This is a genomic window from Candidatus Krumholzibacteriota bacterium, assembly GCA_034520215.1.
Taxonomy (GTDB): domain Bacteria; phylum Krumholzibacteriota; class Krumholzibacteriia; order Krumholzibacteriales; family WJIX01; genus JAGHBT01.
The window spans coordinates 921,653-941,211 of the sequence record JAXHNR010000002.1 but is presented as its reverse complement, the minus strand read 5'-3'; the positions used below and the strand labels follow the sequence as shown (position 1 = coordinate 941,211).

Annotated in this window: 16 protein-coding genes; 4 read left to right on the top strand and 12 right to left on the bottom strand. The window is 39.1% G+C overall.

All coding sequences use genetic code 11. From position 1 onward, the window contains the following. Positions 1 to 74: 74 nt before the first annotated feature. The 7 genes from U5O15_10710 to wecB form a co-directional block, all read right to left on the bottom strand. Positions 75 to 1,934, bottom strand: a complete 1,860-nt coding sequence (locus U5O15_10710; GenBank protein MDZ7861110.1) for an ABC-F family ATP-binding cassette domain-containing protein — start codon at positions 1,932 to 1,934, stop codon at positions 75 to 77. Between the two features lie 203 nt (positions 1,935 to 2,137). After that, positions 2,138 to 3,346: a glycosyltransferase family 4 protein gene (locus tag U5O15_10705; protein MDZ7861109.1), complete on the bottom strand. Its 1,209-nt coding sequence runs from the start codon at positions 3,344 to 3,346 to the stop codon at positions 2,138 to 2,140. A gap of 431 nt (positions 3,347 to 3,777) precedes the next feature. Then, on the bottom strand, positions 3,778 to 5,931 hold the full coding sequence (locus U5O15_10700; protein ID MDZ7861108.1) for a bi-domain-containing oxidoreductase: 2,154 nt from the start codon (positions 5,929 to 5,931) through the stop codon (positions 3,778 to 3,780). Positions 5,932 to 5,956: 25 nt separating this feature from the next. Beyond that, a complete protein-coding gene (locus U5O15_10695; GenBank protein ID MDZ7861107.1) occupies positions 5,957 to 7,198 on the bottom strand; it encodes an alginate lyase family protein in 1,242 nt (413 codons plus the stop codon). A 399-nt stretch (positions 7,199 to 7,597) separates the two neighbouring features. Then, the gene (locus U5O15_10690; protein MDZ7861106.1) at positions 7,598 to 8,770 is read right to left on the bottom strand and encodes a hypothetical protein; all 1,173 of its coding nucleotides are present in this window, start codon (positions 8,768 to 8,770) and stop codon (positions 7,598 to 7,600) included. 86 nt (positions 8,771 to 8,856) lie between these two features. Then, entirely contained in the window at positions 8,857 to 9,978 is a 1,122-nt protein-coding gene (locus U5O15_10685) for a hypothetical protein (GenBank protein MDZ7861105.1), read from the bottom strand. Continuing rightward, the gene (wecB, locus tag U5O15_10680; GenBank protein ID MDZ7861104.1) at positions 9,968 to 11,098 is read right to left on the bottom strand and encodes a UDP-N-acetylglucosamine 2-epimerase (non-hydrolyzing); all 1,131 of its coding nucleotides are present in this window, start codon (positions 11,096 to 11,098) and stop codon (positions 9,968 to 9,970) included. The genes U5O15_10685 and wecB overlap by 11 nt, the downstream gene beginning before the upstream one ends. A 588-nt stretch (positions 11,099 to 11,686) precedes the next feature. Between wecB and U5O15_10675 the strand changes: the two genes are divergently transcribed. From U5O15_10675 to U5O15_10665, 3 genes are all read left to right on the top strand, one after another. Next, on the top strand, positions 11,687 to 12,493 hold the full coding sequence (locus U5O15_10675) for a sulfotransferase family 2 domain-containing protein (protein MDZ7861103.1): 807 nt from the start codon (positions 11,687 to 11,689) through the stop codon (positions 12,491 to 12,493). Between the two features lie 510 nt (positions 12,494 to 13,003). Next, positions 13,004 to 13,144 carry a hypothetical protein gene (locus U5O15_10670; protein MDZ7861102.1) on the top strand — a complete coding sequence of 47 codons (141 nt, stop codon included), beginning with the start codon at positions 13,004 to 13,006 and terminating at the stop codon, positions 13,142 to 13,144. 227 nt (positions 13,145 to 13,371) lie between these two features. Further along, a complete protein-coding gene (locus U5O15_10665) occupies positions 13,372 to 14,943 on the top strand; it encodes a flippase (protein MDZ7861101.1) in 1,572 nt (523 codons plus the stop codon). A gap of 55 nt (positions 14,944 to 14,998) precedes the next feature. Here U5O15_10665 and U5O15_10660 read toward each other — a convergent pair whose 3' ends face one another. From U5O15_10660 to U5O15_10640, 5 genes are all read right to left on the bottom strand, one after another. Next, positions 14,999 to 16,072, bottom strand: a complete 1,074-nt coding sequence (locus tag U5O15_10660; GenBank protein MDZ7861100.1) for a polysaccharide pyruvyl transferase family protein — start codon at positions 16,070 to 16,072, stop codon at positions 14,999 to 15,001. A gap of 4 nt (positions 16,073 to 16,076) precedes the next feature. Beyond that, positions 16,077 to 17,426 (bottom strand): Coenzyme F420 hydrogenase/dehydrogenase, beta subunit C-terminal domain, encoded by a 1,350-nt coding sequence (locus U5O15_10655; protein MDZ7861099.1) that lies wholly within the window; start codon positions 17,424 to 17,426, stop codon positions 16,077 to 16,079. A 42-nt stretch (positions 17,427 to 17,468) separates the two neighbouring features. After that, a complete protein-coding gene (locus tag U5O15_10650) occupies positions 17,469 to 17,699 on the bottom strand; it encodes an integrase core domain-containing protein (protein ID MDZ7861098.1) in 231 nt (76 codons plus the stop codon). 46 nt (positions 17,700 to 17,745) lie between these two features. After that, the gene (locus U5O15_10645) at positions 17,746 to 18,177 is read right to left on the bottom strand and encodes an IS3 family transposase (protein MDZ7861097.1); all 432 of its coding nucleotides are present in this window, start codon (positions 18,175 to 18,177) and stop codon (positions 17,746 to 17,748) included. Between the two features lie 133 nt (positions 18,178 to 18,310). Further along, positions 18,311 to 18,469 carry a hypothetical protein gene (locus tag U5O15_10640; GenBank protein MDZ7861096.1) on the bottom strand — a complete coding sequence of 53 codons (159 nt, stop codon included), beginning with the start codon at positions 18,467 to 18,469 and terminating at the stop codon, positions 18,311 to 18,313. Between the two features lie 766 nt (positions 18,470 to 19,235). Between U5O15_10640 and U5O15_10635 the strand changes: the two genes are divergently transcribed. Beyond that, entirely contained in the window at positions 19,236 to 19,556 is a 321-nt protein-coding gene (locus U5O15_10635) for a hypothetical protein (GenBank protein ID MDZ7861095.1), read from the top strand. Positions 19,557 to 19,559: the final 3 nt, after the last annotated feature.

Below are 19,559 nucleotides of genomic sequence, written 5' to 3'. Positions count from 1 at the left end.
CTGCCCGGTTTCAGCAGAACGGTGAGCTGCAGAGCTGGGGAGGTAAAAAAGCTTATCTATCTTAAATAATCTTCTTACCCGTCTGTGTTATCAAGCGCGTCCATACGCTTTTCAAACATCTCTCTTTGCTTCTCATATTCAGAGCTCGCGCTTTCAAGCAGCTTGAAAGAACTCTCTATCCCCTCTTCACAGTTGTGGATCTTCCTGGACAGCTCCTCTATCGCGGCTCCGTCTCCGTTCTCTGAAGCCGCTATCATCTCCCCGTGGAGTTTCTTCAGCTTACCTTCACCACGTACGATCTTCTTCTCAAGTTCAGCGATCTTCTTCTGGGGCGGTTTAAGCGCCTTCGCCCTCTCGCGAACGAATTGTGAGCGCAGCCTTCTTAATTTCTTCCGATCTTTTTTCTTTCTGACCTTCTTTTCATCAACGCCTCCCGCCCGCTCTGTCTCTTCGTCATGCCAGCCTTCCTCCCTCAGAAAATCCTGATAACTCCCCTCAAAAAGATTTACCTTTTCATCGCTAAATACTATCAGTCTTTCCGCCAGCCCATGAAGAAGCATCTCGTTATGGGTAACCATAATAACGGCTCCGTCGAAATCGTTTATTGCCTCAAGCAGCGCATCGCAGGACTGCATATCCAGATGGTTAGTCGGCTCATCAAGAAGGAGGAAGTTTACAGGCTTAGCTATTACCTTCCCAAGCATAACCCTGCTCTTCTCCCCGCCTGAAAGCACCATAATCTTCTTCAGCGCCGCGTCTTCTTCAAACATCATCATTCCACTTATATTTCTCGCCTTCTGCTGATCGATGTCCGGATCAACGCTCATTATCTCTTCGACAACGCTTCTTTCATCTGCCAGATTGCTGACATTCCCCTGCTCGTAATAAGCATCTTCCGCTGTAATATTCTTCTTTATTTCTCCCGAAAGAGCATCGAGCTTTCCTGCCAGAACCTTTAAAAGTGTCGTCTTCCCCCTGCCGTTCTTTCCAACGACACAAATCCTGTCATAGGGACCGACAGAGAATGACAGGTCAGAAAACAGCATTTTGCCCGGATTATATCCAAATGATATACCCTTTGCCTCCATGACCGGTTTCCCGTTGAAAGGCCTTGAGGTGAAAGAAAAATCGAGATATTTCGGCTTTTCGAGTTTTTCGAGCCGCTTCTGTTTTTCAAGGGTCTTGATCCTCGACTGAACGAGGTTGGCAAGTCTGGCTTTGGCTCTGAACCGCTTTATAAACTGCTCGGTATCCTTCCTCTTCTTCTCTTCATTAATTCTTGTCTTTTCATACACCTCTTCTTCTTTGGCAAACTGGGAGTAAAGCTTGCCCGTGTCGCCCTCGATTTTCCGAAGCCCCTTTCTATAGATCCCCATTGTGTGAGTGACAACCTCGTCCATAAACCCTCTGTTGTGAGTAATAAGTATCAACTCGCCGCTTCTCTTTTTCAGATAGCGCGTCAGCCATCTGATAGATGTAATATCAAGATAGTTATCCGGTTCATCAAGCAGGAGGAGATCAACATCATGTACAAGGATCTTCGCAAGATTCAACCTTATCTGAAATCCCCCGGAAAGCTCAGAGGGGTGTTTTTCCTTATCCGGTTCACTGAAACCCAATCCCGCGAGGGCCTTTTCCACCTTCCAGAAATGATCGCTCTCACGCTCGGAGAGTCCCCTGCAGCCCTCCTTAAGAACTGTCTCTTCTGTAAACAATGGGTCCTGCCTCAAATACCCGTAGGTATACCCCTTCGGTATAGTTATCGTGCCCGAATCCGGCTCTTCATCTCCCACAAGAAGTCGCAGCAGAGTGGTCTTTCCGTGCCCGTTTCTGCCTACAAGCCCCAGCTTCTCACCGGCATTCAGGGTGAACCCGGCATTCTCAAAGAGTTTCTGACCACCGTAATTTTTTGATATATCATCTACAATTATCATCTCAACCTTACGCCCTCGTTACTTATTCAATATCTTTGAAGGAAACACCCTCCTCCCGCCGGGCCGGCACCGAATCCGAAATATACAAAGAATCAGTATCTATATCAATAACACGGTGCCTGGCAGGATCTTATTATTACAGGGAATTCATAAAAGTGGTTATCCGTAAGTATCTCATCTCGCCCGGGGTTGATCTAAGGGTTTCACCCCGCCTCTATCAAATCGAGGTATTTTGAAGCAAGTGTTTCACGATTATATTTCTCCATTACCGCTTTATATCCGTTACTTCCGTATTTTTTCAACTTTTCCGGACTGTTGTACAAATCCGATATAGACTCGGCCAGCTTCACGGGAGAACCAGGCTCACACAATACTCCGCAATCATGTCTCTCGACTATTGCTGTAGCTTCTCCTCGGGGCATTGACATAATTACCGGTGATTTAACCGCCATATATTCAAACATTTTAGAAGGTATTACGGAACTGAAAAGAGTACTGTCCTTCAACATAATAAGGCCTATATCCGAAATCCTGTAAAACCCTATGATTCTTTCCTTTGGCTGAAGCGGCAGAATAGTAACATTTTCAAGATTCATCTCCTTTAATTTTTCCACTATTTTCGCTTTTTCAGACCCGTCCCCAATGAGCAGAAAATGAATGTCTCTGATATCCTTAAGATATTTTGCAGCTTCCAGCACAACTTCAAGATCGTGGGCCATACCAAAGGTTCCTATATATGAACAGATAAATTTACTGCTTCTAATATTGGAACAGATCTCATCATCACTTTCGAAATTGTCCAAATCGAAAGAATTGGGTATAGTCGTAATCTTGTTAACCGGGTAGCCGGTCTTCTTTATATGTTCCTTAAATGTATCCGTCAGGGTAACTATCTTATCGGCTGAAAAATACATATACTTTTCCATATATCTTAAAACCCTGATTAGAATACCTTCTTTAAGAGTACCTACGGCTATGATTGAATCAGGCCATAAATCACGTATCTCCAGGATAAACTGAACTCTTTTGATCTTCTTTATAATTGTCCCCGCGAACCCGCAGAAAAACTGAGGGCTTGTAGCTATCACAACGTCGATATTTTTTACCCTGATAGAAGCAAAAACAGCCATAACCATATATAACAGAAAATTGACAGCCCTTCTTACTATACCCCTATTCGCCGTTAAATAGGTTTTCACTCTGATGACATTAATCCCGTCAATCCTCTCTCTCGAAATCCACCTGTTCTTATAGCCCTCATAAAGTTTTCCTTGAGGATGATTGGGATGATTTGTAATAATAGTAACTTCAGAACCGTTAGTCACCCATTTCACCGCGTTTTCATACGTTCTCCTGGAAGGCGCGTTTACTTCCGGGTAAAAATAGTGAGATAAGAAAAGCACTTTTCTCATATCATACCTCTCTCTGATATAACCCGCCCTTAACTTCAAGTCACTCTTGAAGTCGGTATATTATTCGTTGAAATGTTCCTGTTTGTCGAGATGCCCTATTCTAAAATCCGGGATTCATACAACTTAGGCTGGGCTACTGATTGAGCAATGCCAATTCCGCGATATCAAACCGTCCCCTGTCCCATTTCATATAAACCCTTGGAATATTCTACACAAGAAGCGTTAAAGGTTCAATGAATTATTTGGTCAGAGTAATATATTTTTTGACGCTGTTATTAATTCACGTTCAAATCTTTTTCTGGAATATTCAAATGATTGGTTCAGGATATTTCTGGATTAAGGAGTAAATGTCAAGATAGTTGCCGCCTTAACAACCGCCCATTATAACTGCCGCTAATCAACGACAATCATAATGTGCCCAACTATTATACCTACTCCACTTGAACAACTTTTGCCTTCTCAATCGACTCCATTACAGCGAAAGTAGCCCTTGTAGTATTAACAATAGAAGAAAAAGGAATGGGATTTGTTCCGCTGGAAACAATTGCCTTTCTGAAAGCTTCAATTTCCGACCTAAATCCCTTCTCTTTAGAGAACCTGCTCTTCACCCTGCTTTTCTTCCCGGCATTAATAATCTCAGTCTTTTTAAAATTATCACAAACCGCCGCGCCGCCGCCGCAGAAGACTTCGATCCTTTCCTTAGGTACCGATTTGCTTCCGTTTGCCAGATAGCTTATCGTTGCCAGTGAACCATTCGTAAATTTTAAGATAATACTGACATTGTCCCGCTTGTAATTACCGGGCGTAACAAGTTCAGAGGCAAAAACTTCTTCTACCTTTGAGCCGGCAATAAACGCCGCCGCATCAATAAAATGACAAACCTCTCCTATTATACGGCCGCCGCCAATCTCTAAGTCCTGTACCCATGTATCTTTGGGAATAAATCCGGCGTTGATCCTGTAGTTGATAACAGGACGCTCTCCGGTGGAATCTGCAAAATCCTTTATCCTGGCCAGATGCTCCGAAAATCTTCTGTTAAAACCGATCATTAGAACAGGTTTGTTTTCCAACCCGTCATAGAGCTCGGTCAAGCTATTAAGTTCTTTATTATTTAAAACCAGGGGCTTTTCGCAGTAGACATGCTTCCCGGCAAGCAGTGAATCCGTGATCATTCGGTAATGAAGGTTATGCCGAGTAGTAATAAATACAGTGTTTATCGAATCATCTTTCAGCATCTCCTTGTAATCGGAGTAAAGGTTCGTAAATCCGTACTTTTCAGCAGATCCTCTGCTGCTTGCTCCGGTCGCGGTTACAAGGGCCTTAAGCTGAATACCTCCGGACTTTTTAACTTGAGGCAACAGCACCCCTTTAGCAAAATTGCCGGCTCCTATAAATCCCGCCGTTATCTTTTTCGACTTGACCGTATCAAATGATGATATCTCAACGAAGGCAGCGGTTTCTTTTTCCGTATCGTAATTTAATACAATCCCTATATATTTCTCATCTGAATCTGAACTTAAGAGTTTGTAACTATCCAGCACATTATCAAATTCAAATCTGTGAGTAACAACTTTCCCGGGAGTAACTTTCCCCTCCTCAACAAATTCCAGGAAGGCCTGCATATTTCTCTGTTCTGTCCATCTTACAAAAGGATACGGATAATCGATCCCCTTTTCTTCATATTCAGGGTCGTATCTTCCGGGGCCGTAAGCCATAGATAATCTTAGATCAAGTTCCTTCTCGTAATACTTGTTTCGAGGGACATTCATCCCAATCATACCCAGCGCCACAACTTTCCCCTTGTGCCTGCATACCTCAGGAGCCATCTCTATCGGCTCGTTGCTCGGGGTCGAAGCTGTGATAATGATCGAGTCAAGTCCGTAATCATCAGTAAAACTCCTGCAGGCGGAAACATATCTCTCAGTCAGAACGGCCTTGTCCGCGCCTAATTCTTCAGCTATCTTCAGCTTGTCGGCATCAATATCAGTTCCTATGACCTTACACCCGGAAGCTTTCAATAATTGCACGGTCAAAAGGCCTATCAGTCCAAGGCCCAGAACACCAACCCTTTCCCCGGGTCTTGTCTCCGCCTGTCTTACCCCTTGAAGAGCGATCGTTCCTAACGTTACAAAGGCGGCATCCTCAAATGATACACCAACTGGAATCTTCACAGCAAGATTACGGGGTACATAGTTGACCTCTGCGTGATTAGCATACCCCGACCCGGCGCAAGCCACCCTGTCCCCGACAGCAAACTCTGTCACTTTACCGCCCACCTCAATTACTCTTCCGGCGCAACTGTAGCCGAGAGGCATAGGGCTATCGAGTTTGGTAAAGACTTTTTGTAATGTCTGGATTATTCCTTCCTGTTTCATTTTTCCTATTACCTGCTTAACCAAATCGGGTCTTGCTTTGCTTTTGCCGAGAAGAGATTTTTTGGCCAAGTCTATCATTATCTTGTCGGTACCGGCAGAAACAACAGAAGCCTCCGTGCGGATCAAAATCCCTTCATCTTTACACAGTGGATCGGGTACTTCTCCAAGCTTCATTTCGCCTGTTCGGTATGACTGAATAAGCTGCAGCATAAGACTCTCCTATAAATATAATTAATTAAATTGTGATCTCTGTTGTGATATTTATTCTATCTTTAAACTTACCTCTTACAATTACTGTATCCTGAAACTCTTTTTTATACATTTCAGGGTAATATTCTGTTTTTATCAAGTCAAAACTACCGCTAAAAGTTAAAACAACAGAACCGTTAATAATTATTCGGTCATTTTTCCGTTCAATATCGCACCCGGGGTGAACGTGAAAATACTGTTTAAAAGAATGCAGTCCCTTAGCGGCAATAATTTTATCATTGATTGTTATTTTATTTTCAGCGCTTTCTATAATTCGGTAATGTTTGTATTTTTTGTGTCTAAAAAGTGAAGAGATTTTATTTGAATCCGCGTCCTTTTTTTCTACTTCTCCGCGGTATCCAACCCGGAATGCCTCCCAGAGCTCGGCCTGCCCAAGGTTATCTACCTGAATAGTATTATGCGCCTCCACAGAGCGGGAATAACATCGCTCATCGCTTATTTTATAACTATAGTTCCCAGTGTCAGTTAGAATCGGTACATCTTTATCCCACAGCCGAACAGATAATTTATCCGCGTGAGAATGCGCCGGGTTATAGGGGGGAGAAAATGGAGAATTTATCATCATGATCTTAAGATTACCTGTTTGTAAAGAAGGAAAAACATCCGGACTTGAGGAGCTATATTCAATATTTAATTTTTCAGCATACCTTCTTAATTTGTTTAAATCAGGGCAATCCTGATAATTTACATCCCCCACGGGAATATACCTGCCGGAATTTAAATATTCAGCAGCACCTAGACCCTTACCGGCAATTCTTATTAGTTTTTTATTTATTCCCTTACTCTCGCAGATAGAATTATTCTCTAAAAGATTATAACAATTCATAATATCATTTACCGCCAAAGCGTGATAAGTAGGTGAATATTCGTAGTGTAACCCTTCAGAAGTAAATTGTTCTTCAAGTTGGTTATCTAAATTTTTTAGCGCCCAGTTAAATATTTTTTGATCTGAAAAGCAATATCCCCAGAACAACAACGCGACAATATCTTTTAAGAAATGATTTGCAAGCAGATGAATTTCCCGCTGTTTATAGAGCCACTTCCCCTGCAGATAAAGGGAATTTTTTATTCCCTTGTCAGGCGCGATGTCATTTCTAACAAAGAAAAAAACCCAGTTAACTATTCGCAGAGCTATCGGGTAGGGCTCCCATCCGTCGTTATCAAGGGATGCTGGATTTTTCTCTATCCATTCCCTTATGATCTGCATTCCTTCATCTGCCGAACAATTTCTCAGGAAATCAAAATAGTGCAAATGGTATTTTTGTAACTTGTCAATATCATCATTCCAGTTAATGTCTCTTATGTTTAGTATATCGTTAAAGAGTTTATAACCCCGCGAAGGTGGTTTTATCTCATCCGTAAATAAGAGTCGGGGAAGTTGAAAAGAGACGTTAGAGACTTTTATGGAGAATTTTGATAATAAAAAGCGCCGTAACTTAAATAAAGGAAGGCCGGTAATTTGAATAGGCCTCAGGTGGCGGATTGTTCTTATGTATCTTCCGGTTTTCATTGTTGTTTGGTTCGATTGTGTAAGATTGTAATACAATCATTCAAGTAATATCCATTACCAATTTGATAAGTCCATACCTAAAATATCTCAATAACTTTAGATGTCCAAAATCGACCGTAGTCTCACTTCCGCCCTCTGTAAAGATAGTTCCTCATTAAGATAATCTATGTATCTGCACATATTTATATATTCTCCCGGCACAACCCTTGCTATTTTGAATAATGTCCTTTCCAAACCATCCCGACCATCATACAACCATCCCCCCTTATTCAAACCATCTTCACTACAGAGTTCTCTAAAGTGACCCGCTTTGGGCGCCAGTACAGGTACTTTCATAGTAATCGCGTCAGCTAATATTCCACTTGCACGATAATCAATATCACTCACAATTGGGAAAACAACATAGTCAGAATCCATAATAATCTGAAAATATTCCTGGTCGGGCAACCGCCGATTCAATAATTTCACATTTGTTCTTGTCGTGGGTTTTTCCTTTGTTTGAAATGTGGAAGTAACAATAATTTTAAATTTTCTCCCCGTTACTTCAGTTACTTTTTGACACAAAGCGGCAAGTAGGTCCAGGAACCCGTTTGAAATAGCAAGCGTTCCTTGCCGTCCAACTAATAAAAGCCGAATAATATTATCTTTTCTAAAGGATTCCAAATTAATATCTTTGTCAATCGCCCATGGGATCAAATGACCATAGGAAGGATGTCTCCACAAAAGTGATAACCGCTTAGGGAAAAGTTCCGTGAATTTGCCCTGCACTGTGTTCGCTAAAACAATGCATTGCAGATCAAGACAATTAAACATTATTTTCCAAAGAATATGTTTGGTAGGACTTATTTTTATCCTGTACAGGTTGTGCAAAACTACATATATATCAAGCTTTTGCCGAAAAACACATATTCTCAAAAAGACAGACGCAAATAATGGAAATAATGTATATTCCACTCCGACAAATAATAATCGATCCGGTTTTTCCCGTTTGATAATAAGCAATGCATTCCAATAAATGTTCAATAATTCTAGAATCAATTTGGCTTTACTTTTAGAACAATTCCTAAATATGCTATTTATGGGATATAAATTAAAAGATTTGTTGGTTTTCATATCAAGTGTTTTTAAAACCTTCGAAACATGCCGTTTTTCAGCACAAAACCCAAACCAAGTAAGCGCTAATGATGAGCATAAAATCTCAATTACTGTAGCATTAAATCGCAAATGATCATGACCATTGCTAACACCATCAATCGCAAGTATTTTCATTGTTCACCTATCTAGCTTAGCATCTTAAATATATTCTTTGAAGAACGTCAAACATTATGCTATCTGACCTCAAATGTAGATCTTGCCTAGTTTTCTAGTTTTGCTATTTTATTAAGCATTTCATACATCCTCTGCGCCATTAAGTTCCAGTTGTGTCCATTCAAAAAAATCTTTCGACTATTTGAGGCAAAATTAGAAAGTTTTTCTCTATTTGATTTTAGGTTAAGAATGATTTCTTCGAGTTTATCAATGTTCCCCCAAGGGCAGAGATATCCAAGATTATATTCTCCGACGTATTCGGCAATTTTGATTTCACTATTTATTATTAAAGGCCTGCCGACACTCATTGCATCGTAAATTTTGTTAGGACTTGCTAATATATTATTTAGAGACATGGGTGAATAATAGGACAGAATTGCATCACATTCTGCGGCCAATTTCAAGGATTCTCTTGCAGTAATAATACCTTTAAAAACAACTTTTGGGTGTTTTACAAAAACATTATTAGCATAGTCATCATAAAGCCAACCTGCTGAGATAATCTCAAGATCATCAATCTTATCTGCTATTTCGATTATTTGTTTAATTCCCCTGTTAATATTTAAAGACCCAGAAACATAGATTTTAATAGGTCCATGTGGCATAATTGTAACTATATCATCACCTGGGTCTTCAGGAACATTTTCAACAATGATAGTTTTTGATTTAAAACGTCCGAATCCGTTAAATCTTGTTTGATCTGTAGCGATTAACTCATCGCTAAATAACCTTGCGAAGAATGAAACCACTTTTAATAAAAATACAATGATTCTGTTATTTTCACTATGTCTGTCAACAAGAGCATCAAACACATCACATACTAGTATTTTATAGAGCAATCCTTTAAGAGGTACTAACATAATGGCAGTATCTTCATTAACAGCATAAACGATGTAAGGTTTTATGGTTTTTAAAATTCTGCAAATATGTCTAGCAAAAACAAGACGACCCTTAAAAGTACTCTTACCGAATTTTGTCTCGTAATTTATAATATGTAATTTTGTATTGCCTAGATTGATTCTTTTTCTCTCACTCGGTCTTCGATCCCAGCCGATATAATTGGTATCATATCCCATGGTGGAAAGAGATCTACAGATCTTTCCTATTCTGACATCGGAGCCATCGTTTCCATGTATAACCGCAATCTTTTTCTTATTTTCAAATCTCATTACTCAATCCATCAAATAAAATATCCGATATTTTTTCACTGGCTTTTCCATCTCCGTATGGATTAGCATACTCTGCTTTTACCATACTATTGTAAGTATCCTGTTTTTCGAGCAGTGCAGAAGCTTTTTTGACAATAGTATCCCTATCTGTACCAACCAATTCGGCAGGTCCGGCTTGTATAGCTTCAGGCCTTTCTGTAACTTCACGGGTTACAAGAACAGGCTTACCAAGAGATGGAGCTTCTTCCTGAATTCCACCGGAATCGGTAATTATCATGTAGCTCTTGTCCATCAGATAAATAAAAGACAAATACTCAACTGGTTCGATAAGATGAATTCTTTCGTGTCCTTCTAGAATCTTACTTACTGGTTTACGAACATTCGGATTAAGATGTACGGGATAAACAAGAAGAGTGTCGACGTGTTTGTCAACAATGTTCCTAAGTGCCATGCAGAATTGTTCAAAAGTCTCTCCGAAATTTTCGCGCCTGTGTCCGGTTACAAGTATTATTCTCTTTCCATTAAAGCAATTACTGGGTAACTCTTCTATTACAGGTGGAGAACTTCTAACTATGTCTCGAGCTAACAAAAGAGCATCAATGACCGTATTCCCGGTTATAAAGATGTTTTTTTGAGGGACATTTTCGTTTTTTAGGTTTTCTGCAGAACTTTCTGTAGGAGCAAAACACCATCTACAAATAGCATCGGTTAATCTTCGGTTCATTTCTTCAGGCCATGGAGCCTGAAAATTATGCGACCTTAGTCCTGCTTCAACATGTCCGGTAGGTATCTTCTGATAAAAAGCTGCTAGTGTAGAACACAAGCAGGTTGTAGTGTCTCCATGTACCAATACAACAGCGGGTTTTATTTCCATGAGTGTTTTTTGTACTTCAACAACGATCTTTGCGGTGATGTCGGCAAGCGTCTGATTGTACTCCATCAAATTCAGATCAATGTCCGGTTTTATATCAAAAACGGAAAGAACCTGTTCAAACATTTGGCGGTTCTGAGCTGTAACCACAAAAGTAACTTCAAACCTTGGATCGGATTTGAGCTTAAGATAGACCGGTGCCATTTTAATAGCTTCGGGACGAGTTCCAACAACGGCTACAACTTTCATAAGCACTTTCTCACAAAGCTTTCCTGAATCAATGACTCAGATCAGGAATATATCACACTACAAAACTTCATCTTACCGGAGTTAATCATATCTTTGATTCTTCCTTCAGTCAATCTATTTAACCCTATTTGGAGTTTTCCCATTTTTCAGGAAAGAAATCCTCTAACTAATATTTATCAATTAGTTACTCATATTGAAAAGTGGAATTGATATTTTGTTTCTATCCGGTTATTGGCATTTCAAAGCTCCCAGCAGGAGACGAGCGGGCATGGCTTTTTAATTTCGGTAAGGAAACGTAGAAGGACGAGTCTGAGAGCGAGGGACACGATTTCCTCAGCTCGGGGAAATAGGCCACGTTAGGGAAAGTCCAGCTTTGAACATACTCTTGACTTTTTTTAGACCCACTGATAAATTGTGATGAGGGCAGATTAATTCTCGTATTTTATATTCTTTTTTCTTTTGTCTAAAATTTTTTTAAGAATACGCTATCTTTTTTTGCCTTAAAGAAACGGAAATTATAATTGTCGTTGAAAAAATGCTTTGCACTAGACACAATAACTAAATAATTGAAGAAAGTGTTATCTATCTATGTCACAGAAAAATATTAAATATTGTTTTATACATATACCAAAAACTGGTGGTACTTTTATTAATTATGTTTTAAGATCTTTATTTGGAATTCGCCATGTTGATGTTATAAAAAATTTTAACGAGAAAGATTCTCTTCCTGTTTGGGAAAAAGCTGTAGGTTTAAAAGATATTAAGAAAATATTTAAATTGCATCCATTTGTAAACTCCATTGCTAGCCACTTTTTGATGCCAACAAATGAAATGCTAAAAATTTTCCCTAATGCAATTTGGTTTTCAGTTCTAAGATCACCTAAAAAAAGAATAATATCTGATTATAAAGACAAATGTAGACTCAAAAACAAAATTGTTGATTTTTACTCATGGGCAGAAAAAAGAAAAAATCTTGAATTAAAAATGTTATCAGGAAAATCAGATATTGATTATTGTATAAATTATATAAGAAAAGGAAATATAAAAATACTACTACAAGAACAATTAAACGCAGACATTGAATTGCTATTTAATTTTAATAAAATTAATAGTAAAAAGCTGACAAGTCTAAAACCCAAGAATGTATCTTCATTAGAAAAAGAACTAGATGAAGCAATTCGGGAACAATTACAAAAAATCAATATTGATTTTTATATAGATAACAGCAAAATATTATACGAATATATAAGAAAAAAAAGAAATTCAAATCAAAATTATTTTAAGTTTGAGAAAAGTGAGATGAAAAATAATATTTTGAACCGAAAAAATGTATTTGCAAATAAAATATATAGAAACCTTATATATAAACCATTATCATTGTTTTCTAGTAGATAAGCAATTTGACATGAAGTGCTCCGGGTTAGTTGAACAGAAATAGTGGTTCTTTAAGGTGGAGTTTACTCTTCTTCGGCTTCTTGAAATATTGTTTTATTAAAATATAATAGGCGCTCACAGAATCAATCACAAGTATTTTCATATTTCACCTATCCCGAATAATTCATAAAAAAAGCAGTTCCCTTTTATAAATGACTGTATTACAGTGCAGTTACGATAAAAAAGAATGCAATAAATCGTCAAACAAAAAAGGAAACTACTATAATTAATAATTATCAAATCACTCTCCCCTTTGCAAGCATTTTTAGAAAAAAGTAAACGCTGATTTCACTGGCTGTGTTATAACCAGTGACGCGGAGGTATTATTCCTTCTTGAAATTGAGAAAAGAACAGATGTGATGCGGCGTCTGACGGCAACTCTGAAGCACATCCGTCATAGCAGCTATTCGGATTATTCCTATGAAGAGCTTATGACGCAAAGGATATTTCAGATAGACTGGAGTTATGAAAATGCCAACGATTGTAACACCCTGCGCGGCGATCAAAGCCGGATGCGGCCGTTGCCAGTCAACCTACCATGACTCGGCTGGAAAATTCGATCTCGATAACCGGGGTTGTTCCCCAACGAAGCGTCTCTTATTCGCCTTGTAAGTGGTATTTTATCAGAAATCATTGATGAATGGGAGGTTGGAAAAAAATATTTAAACATGGAAATCGAGTGGCCTGCTAAAAGAATTTACAGAAAAGGGGTTGCATGATTGGAGATGAGGTGTTGCATGATCTTTCAAAGAAAGCTATATATAACAAAATGAATATGTTAATAAATGTAATTTTAAATTTTGTTTTACACAATATTAACATAACAGGAAAAATCTAAAATGGTAAATTCGGGTCAAAATAATGTTGCCTTACATGATAAGAGTGTTGAACAGCTCACAAAGAAAACCGCCAAAGGTGGTGGGATTCTCTTTATTGGAGGCGTAATTGGAAAAGGGATTAATTTCCTTTTGCAAATTCTTCTGGGGCGTGTTCTTGGAACTGCAACTTATGGTTTATATGCTTTAGGCCATACTATAATCAGTATCGTACAGACAATTTCAGTTTTAGGTCTACATGAAGCTACGGTACGCTTCGTAGCTCTATATAAAGGTGAAGGTAACAAGGCTCGGGTTAAAGGCACATTAATTCTTTCTTTAACAATTTCTTTAATTTCAAGCATTTTTATAAGCATATTATTATTCATTTTAGCCAAGTTTATCTCAGTACATGCATTCAACAAACCAAATTTGGCAGGAGTTCTCCGAATATTTTCTATATCACTGCCTTTTTATGTTTTGATGATAATGACATCATCTGTAGCAAGAGCTTTTCATCTTATGCAGTATAATACAGGGCTTAGAAATATTTTTTTTCCTATTGCTAATATATTGTTCGTTGGCCTGGCCTTCCTTTTAGGATACAGGTTGAATGGAGCTTTAATTGGTTTCCTTATATCAGGCATCTTAAGTACACTTTTGGGATTGTATTTTCTCTGGAGGATCTTTCCAGAAATTATTTCTCCACTGAAGCCTTTATATAGATCACGACAACTTATTCGTTTTAGCTTACCAATACTATTTGTTAGCATGGCAGTTTCTTTTTTGTTTGGGATTGACAGGTTAATGTTGGGTTGGTTAGGAAATTCAAGTGATGTTGGAATTTACAATGCGGCGGTTCTAACCAGCATGCAAATAGGAATTTTTATCAAAGCCATAGGCACTAGTTTTTCTCCAATAATTTCTGATTTGTACAACAAAAAGAAGAAAAAACAGCTCAATCAGATTTTCAAAGCAACTACACGTTGGGGCTTTATCCTTTCCCTACCGCTTTTTTTAATAATCTTATTTTTCTCAACTAATATAATGGAACTCTTTGGATCAGATTTCTCCAATGGAAGATTGGTTTTAATAGTTTTAGCTACCGCAAATTTAATAATATCAGTTAGGGGACCAACAGCACCTATGTTAACTATGTCCGGAAAACAGGATATTGAACTACTAAATACAATTGGACTAATGGGTATAAACATAATATTAAATTTCTTGTTAATTAAACGCTATGGAATCATTGGAGCCGCACTTGCTAGTGGAGTTTCTCTTAGTGTTCTTAGCATTGTTCGTCTATTGGAGATTAGAATTCTATTAGGGATCCAACCTTACGACCGCAGGTATTTCAAATCATTGTTAGCTGGAGCAATTATAATTCTAATATACATTTTTATTCCTGAGAGTTCAAAGTCGGGGTTTGTCTGGATTGCTTACGCTAGTTTTTTATTACTGATTTATGCTTTACTAGTATACACTTTAGGATTGGATAAAGAAGATAAGTTAATCATCAGATATATACTCAATATTGCGATACGAAGTCAATTCAATCATGAGAAAGACACCGATGAACAAAAAAACAAGTAACCACCGCACTCTAAGCATTCCATTTTCTCGAACACGATGCCTGTAGCTAATTCCTTCAGCCATGAGCTAGTACCCTATGCAAAAACTCTACCGAACGCTCTCTATTTGCCCTCAAAACCGAAATAACGTTGCTCCAATCAATTTCCTTACTAAGCAAACTTGAAAATCGTTCCTTGGTACACTGATCTCTTTCAACTAAGAAATCAGATAATCCCAGCATACTTAAGAACGAGTCCAATCGAGCTTTTCCACGTCTTCGATTAACCACGCAAATAAACTTCTTCCCGAAAACTACAGCAATTGCAACACAGTGAAAAGATTCTGTGACTATGATTTCTGAATGTCTCAGTGCATAAAGCCAATCCATGACCGGTCGTGGCCCAAAGTGATACGCTTTTCCTCGAAAACGTATCTGAGGAACCGAAAGACTTACCACAGGTATGCCTCGCAGACTATGAAGCAATTCCGTAATTACAGATTCAAATACATCTGAATCACTATCCATAAAGAAACTAACTCCATAGTGTTGAGGTAGTTCCATGTAAATATCTTTGAGTGGAACAGCATACTCAGATTCGGTCAGAAGCAATGCAGGGTCTAGAACATGAGTTGCATCCACACCAAAGATATCCCGGCATATACTAACACCAGATTTCTCACGAACGGATATGGCGTCAAAGCCCCTGAGTAAGCTACTTACGTTCTCTGTTAGCTCGGGATCTCCTCTCCACGTCGATGTACCAAAACTGGCAGCGTATGATATTTTGAGTACATTCTCGTCTGCAAAGTCCAGGAAATAGCGCAGTACTCTCTCTTGAGTTAGCTCTGGTCTCCACACCTGATCACTGCCTACTAAAAAACAATCAAACTCCTTGTTAAGCACACAAAGATCATCATCAGCATAGTAGACTCCTGTACGAGGATTCAAATACTCCTCTCGAAACAAGTAAAAATTCCGATTGAAGACACGTTCATAGACATCACTCACAAATCTGTTTCTCGGACGCCTTCTAAGATCAATTATCTCACACTGATGTCCTATTTTATGCAGAGTCTTCATCATAGCATATGCCTGTAGGACAGCACCATAGTTATCGTACTGATGAAAGGTAAGAATTCCGATATTCATATGCTCACCTTTTAGCTGAAGTGTGAAGTCTCAATATAACAGATCTAGCAATTCTGAACGGCACCAATATGATACTTCTAGCCAGGATGAGAAATTCGAGGCGCCATTTATAAAGAGACATAGCCCTTTGAAAGCTACCAAGGTTACGATCCCATAATTGGGCCGATTTAAACGCAATCCTCAATTTCTCGAATTTCATCAGCCGGTCGATAATAAAGCCTCTGCCTCCCAAGTCTCTCATCTGTGGAGTATCACGACCAAATAACTTTGTTCGCTTGTTTCTAATCCTCGACTTCTGACTCTCGATAATTCGCTCGATCCCAATGGGTTTGATGTGAGATGTATTTACACAAAGCTCTGCTAACTCAGGTCGCCGCGCTATTATTAGACTATTCCCCTCTGGATCCCGAATGTACTCCAACAGCCAAGCATCCATGATAGTTGCGTCGGCACACTCAGCGAACACATCATCACAACAGAAACAGCCAGGCAACTGAAAATAGCCACTATTATATATATCACTAACACCATCATTCCAGAAAACTCGGTTTTCCTTCTCATTAGAAATTGTGTAAATCGCTATTCCAAAATTTGATGCTGGCTTATTAGGATCTTTAATTCGAAAAACGATCTTCTTCATCGCTTCCGGATTTCCACCTGTCAGTGCACAAATATATTCTGCAAAGAACTTTGAGGATTGGTGGCCACAAGTCAAACCAAGCACATAATGTATGCGCCGTCTCAATCTAGGAACCCAAGCCTGTGCCAATCGAATCGCCTTACAAACACAGGGAAGACCAATTACTGCATAACGGCCTTCATGTTCCAAAATGTGACGAATGACATCACTAATTTCTACTGGATAGTAAGCGGAGCGACTGCAAGCTCGGACATCTTCTGGAAGTTTACAAATCCTAAACTCGAATAACTTCTCTGGGTCAGCAGTAGGCCCAACTGCAATGACGCTATCAACTGCTCCAGTTTTCAGTAAGGTTTCCAATAATAGAGTTGCGACACCGCCTGACGCCCCATTCTTCCTGTGGTCAGCATCATCTGAATAACCCACATACGATGAAAGATAATAACCTGTTTGTTCTTTATACTTGATGCCCTTGATATCACTATAAAGATGGCGACCTATCTCAGTTTCGTTCTTTGTCCTACTATGTGCAGGACATGTGTCGTAGCATATCGAGCAACTTGCAGGGCAATCACTAGCATAAGCTAACTCAGTCGGATTATAAGCACCTTGCTCGTTCCAATACATTTCAAGCCGATTCCTAGGACAGATTGCGGCACACATACCACATCCAACACATAATTTTCTATCTACGACAGCATCAATAACGTTCAAAAGTTTCTCCTGTGGTCTTCCCCCGATATTCTGGACAGTCAGTTAAGCTATATTTGCCAACCTTTCGTATTCTTCAGGGCTTTTGTACCCCAAGTATGAATGGCGGCGAATGCGATTATAAAACATTTCAAAGCAGATGAAAATATCTCTTTTTGCCTCCTTCCTGGTTTTATACTTTTCTGAATAGTCAGATTCGACTTTCAAGGATCTGTAGAAACTCTCCATAACAGCATTATCCCAGCAGTCTCCCTTCCGGCTCATACTGCAGAGTATACCGTGTTTTTTGAGCTCCTGCCGGTACTTATAGCCGGCATACTGGCTACCCCCTGTCTGAGTGATGAAGAAGCCTTGGAGCTGGGCTTCTGGCCTCTATGGCCATATCCAGAGCACCTATTACAAGTTTTTCAGCCATCCGTCTGTTCATAGACCAGCCCACGATGCGTCTCGAATACAGGTCCATAACCGTGGCCAGATATAGCCACCCTTCATCCGTGGGGATATAGGTTATATCCGACACCCATACTCTGTCAGGTTCATTAATCTCAAAACATCTTTTCAAAAGATTTGGCGCCACAGGGAAATCATGTTTAGAATCTGTCGTTCTTCGGAACTTTTTCCTGAACCTCGCTCTTATCCCGCTCTCTCTCATCAATCTCTCCACTCTCTTCCTGCTGCAGCTGAATCCCCGATCCAGAAGTTCCCTGTGAACACGGGGACTCCCATAACATTCAGATAGGTTAAGCTTTAAAATCTGGAATCAAGAATGGAACCAGTGGGGTTCTCTGTCTGAATTTTGCTCAAAAGTGCGATTATCCCTTCATCCGCATCCCGGCGACTCGGCTATTTCCACAAAAATAGAATCATGGACAGTTCACGCTCATTTATCATACAATTTCAACAGAAAATGAAGGTTTATGAATTATTCGGGCTAAAGGTGCTATAACACCAAATTTCTGCTCTGTATCCTGGGGATCAGCCGATGTAACCACGATTTCGCAATTATTATAAAGAGCTTTTAACTTATTTACTATGACTTCAAGCATCGCTTCATCCCCAGTATTTTGATACCCATAGTAGCCGTAAATTAAGAATCTCATAGTTTTATTATACCTAGATTGAGCGATTTACCACATGAAAAATCCCGCCGGATTAGTTAATATTTTGCTATAAAATAAATTTCTATCAAATGGTGCTATATGCGCTGTCAACGCATCATGTGGGAGAAACTATAGCAAAAGTCAAAAGAAAATACGAGGTTAAAAAAAGCATACAACTCTCCTTTTAAAAAAACTCACGAATTCAATTTTGAAATGCAACACCCGATGATTTATTGAGCACCTCAATCGGAGTTATATAGTTTGTTCATCTCCCAAAAAGTGAGTAAAGTATAAAGAAAAACAGATAGTGACATCGACACTCAAATTCTGTATCTAATTTGTAAATTATAAGTTAGAAAACAAAAAAGGAATGTCGATGTCATTTTTAAGTATAGCAACTTACTTTGGTGAAACTCGAGCAGTAATTACAGGACAGGAAATATCGATGGATTTAGCTACGGCAACTATTAAAATAAAATCGGATAAAAGATACATTTTTGTTTGCAGGAATTGTGGAGGAAAAACAGATCATGTTTGTTCACATCATGAGCGCTTTGTCGGATGAATCCCCAGTTCTTTTGCCACAGTAACCATTTGGTTACCTTCTTCTGTTACCAATCTTACAGCTTCTATCTTAAATTCCTTGCTGTAGCTTCTTCTGCTTTTCCACCCGCCACCTCCAACTACATCTAATTTAACATAGCTTTTCTAAGTGTCCAAGAAAACGGGGGAGGTTCAAAACATACGGCTTGTGAAATACAGAGGCCTGCAGAATATGATGTTGATGACATTTTGTGCTATGTATTTTGCCGGTGTTCACTTGGGGGATAGCGTAAGGCTTAGGGTTCTTGTTCACCATGGTCTCAAAGAAGCAAAGAGATTTTTTAGTATTCCTGATTTCAGGCACTATGCCCTTCTGGAGAGATATAAGAGGCCTTTTTTGCCGGATGGACGGCTTGGTTGTGGAAAAATCGTAACTACCTCTCTTGGATACATAAAAAAATGGGGAAACTCCGAAGGAAAGTGGTCCTGAAAA

Coding starts and splice junctions, on each gene's coding strand:
- U5O15_10640 (MDZ7861096.1), bottom strand. CDS start 18,469: ATGCTTGAAGTCATAGTAAATAAGTTAAAAGCTCTTTATAATAATTGC.
- U5O15_10690 (MDZ7861106.1), bottom strand. CDS start 8,770: ATGAAAATACTTGCGATTGATGGTGTTAGCAATGGTCATGATCATTTG.
- U5O15_10670 (MDZ7861102.1), top strand. CDS start 13,004: ATGCCAACGATTGTAACACCCTGCGCGGCGATCAAAGCCGGATGCGGC.
- wecB (MDZ7861104.1), bottom strand. CDS start 11,098: ATGAAAGTTGTAGCCGTTGTTGGAACTCGTCCCGAAGCTATTAAAATG.
- U5O15_10710 (MDZ7861110.1), bottom strand. CDS start 1,934: ATGATAATTGTAGATGATATATCAAAAAATTACGGTGGTCAGAAACTC.
- U5O15_10675 (MDZ7861103.1), top strand. CDS start 11,687: ATGTCACAGAAAAATATTAAATATTGTTTTATACATATACCAAAAACT.
- U5O15_10695 (MDZ7861107.1), bottom strand. CDS start 7,198: ATGCAGATCATAAGGGAATGGATAGAGAAAAATCCAGCATCCCTTGAT.
- U5O15_10700 (MDZ7861108.1), bottom strand. CDS start 5,931: ATGCTGCAGCTTATTCAGTCATACCGAACAGGCGAAATGAAGCTTGGA.
- U5O15_10705 (MDZ7861109.1), bottom strand. CDS start 3,346: ATGAGAAAAGTGCTTTTCTTATCTCACTATTTTTACCCGGAAGTAAAC.
- U5O15_10665 (MDZ7861101.1), top strand. CDS start 13,372: ATGGTAAATTCGGGTCAAAATAATGTTGCCTTACATGATAAGAGTGTT.
- U5O15_10685 (MDZ7861105.1), bottom strand. CDS start 9,978: ATGAGATTTGAAAATAAGAAAAAGATTGCGGTTATACATGGAAACGAT.
- U5O15_10660 (MDZ7861100.1), bottom strand. CDS start 16,072: ATGAATATCGGAATTCTTACCTTTCATCAGTACGATAACTATGGTGCT.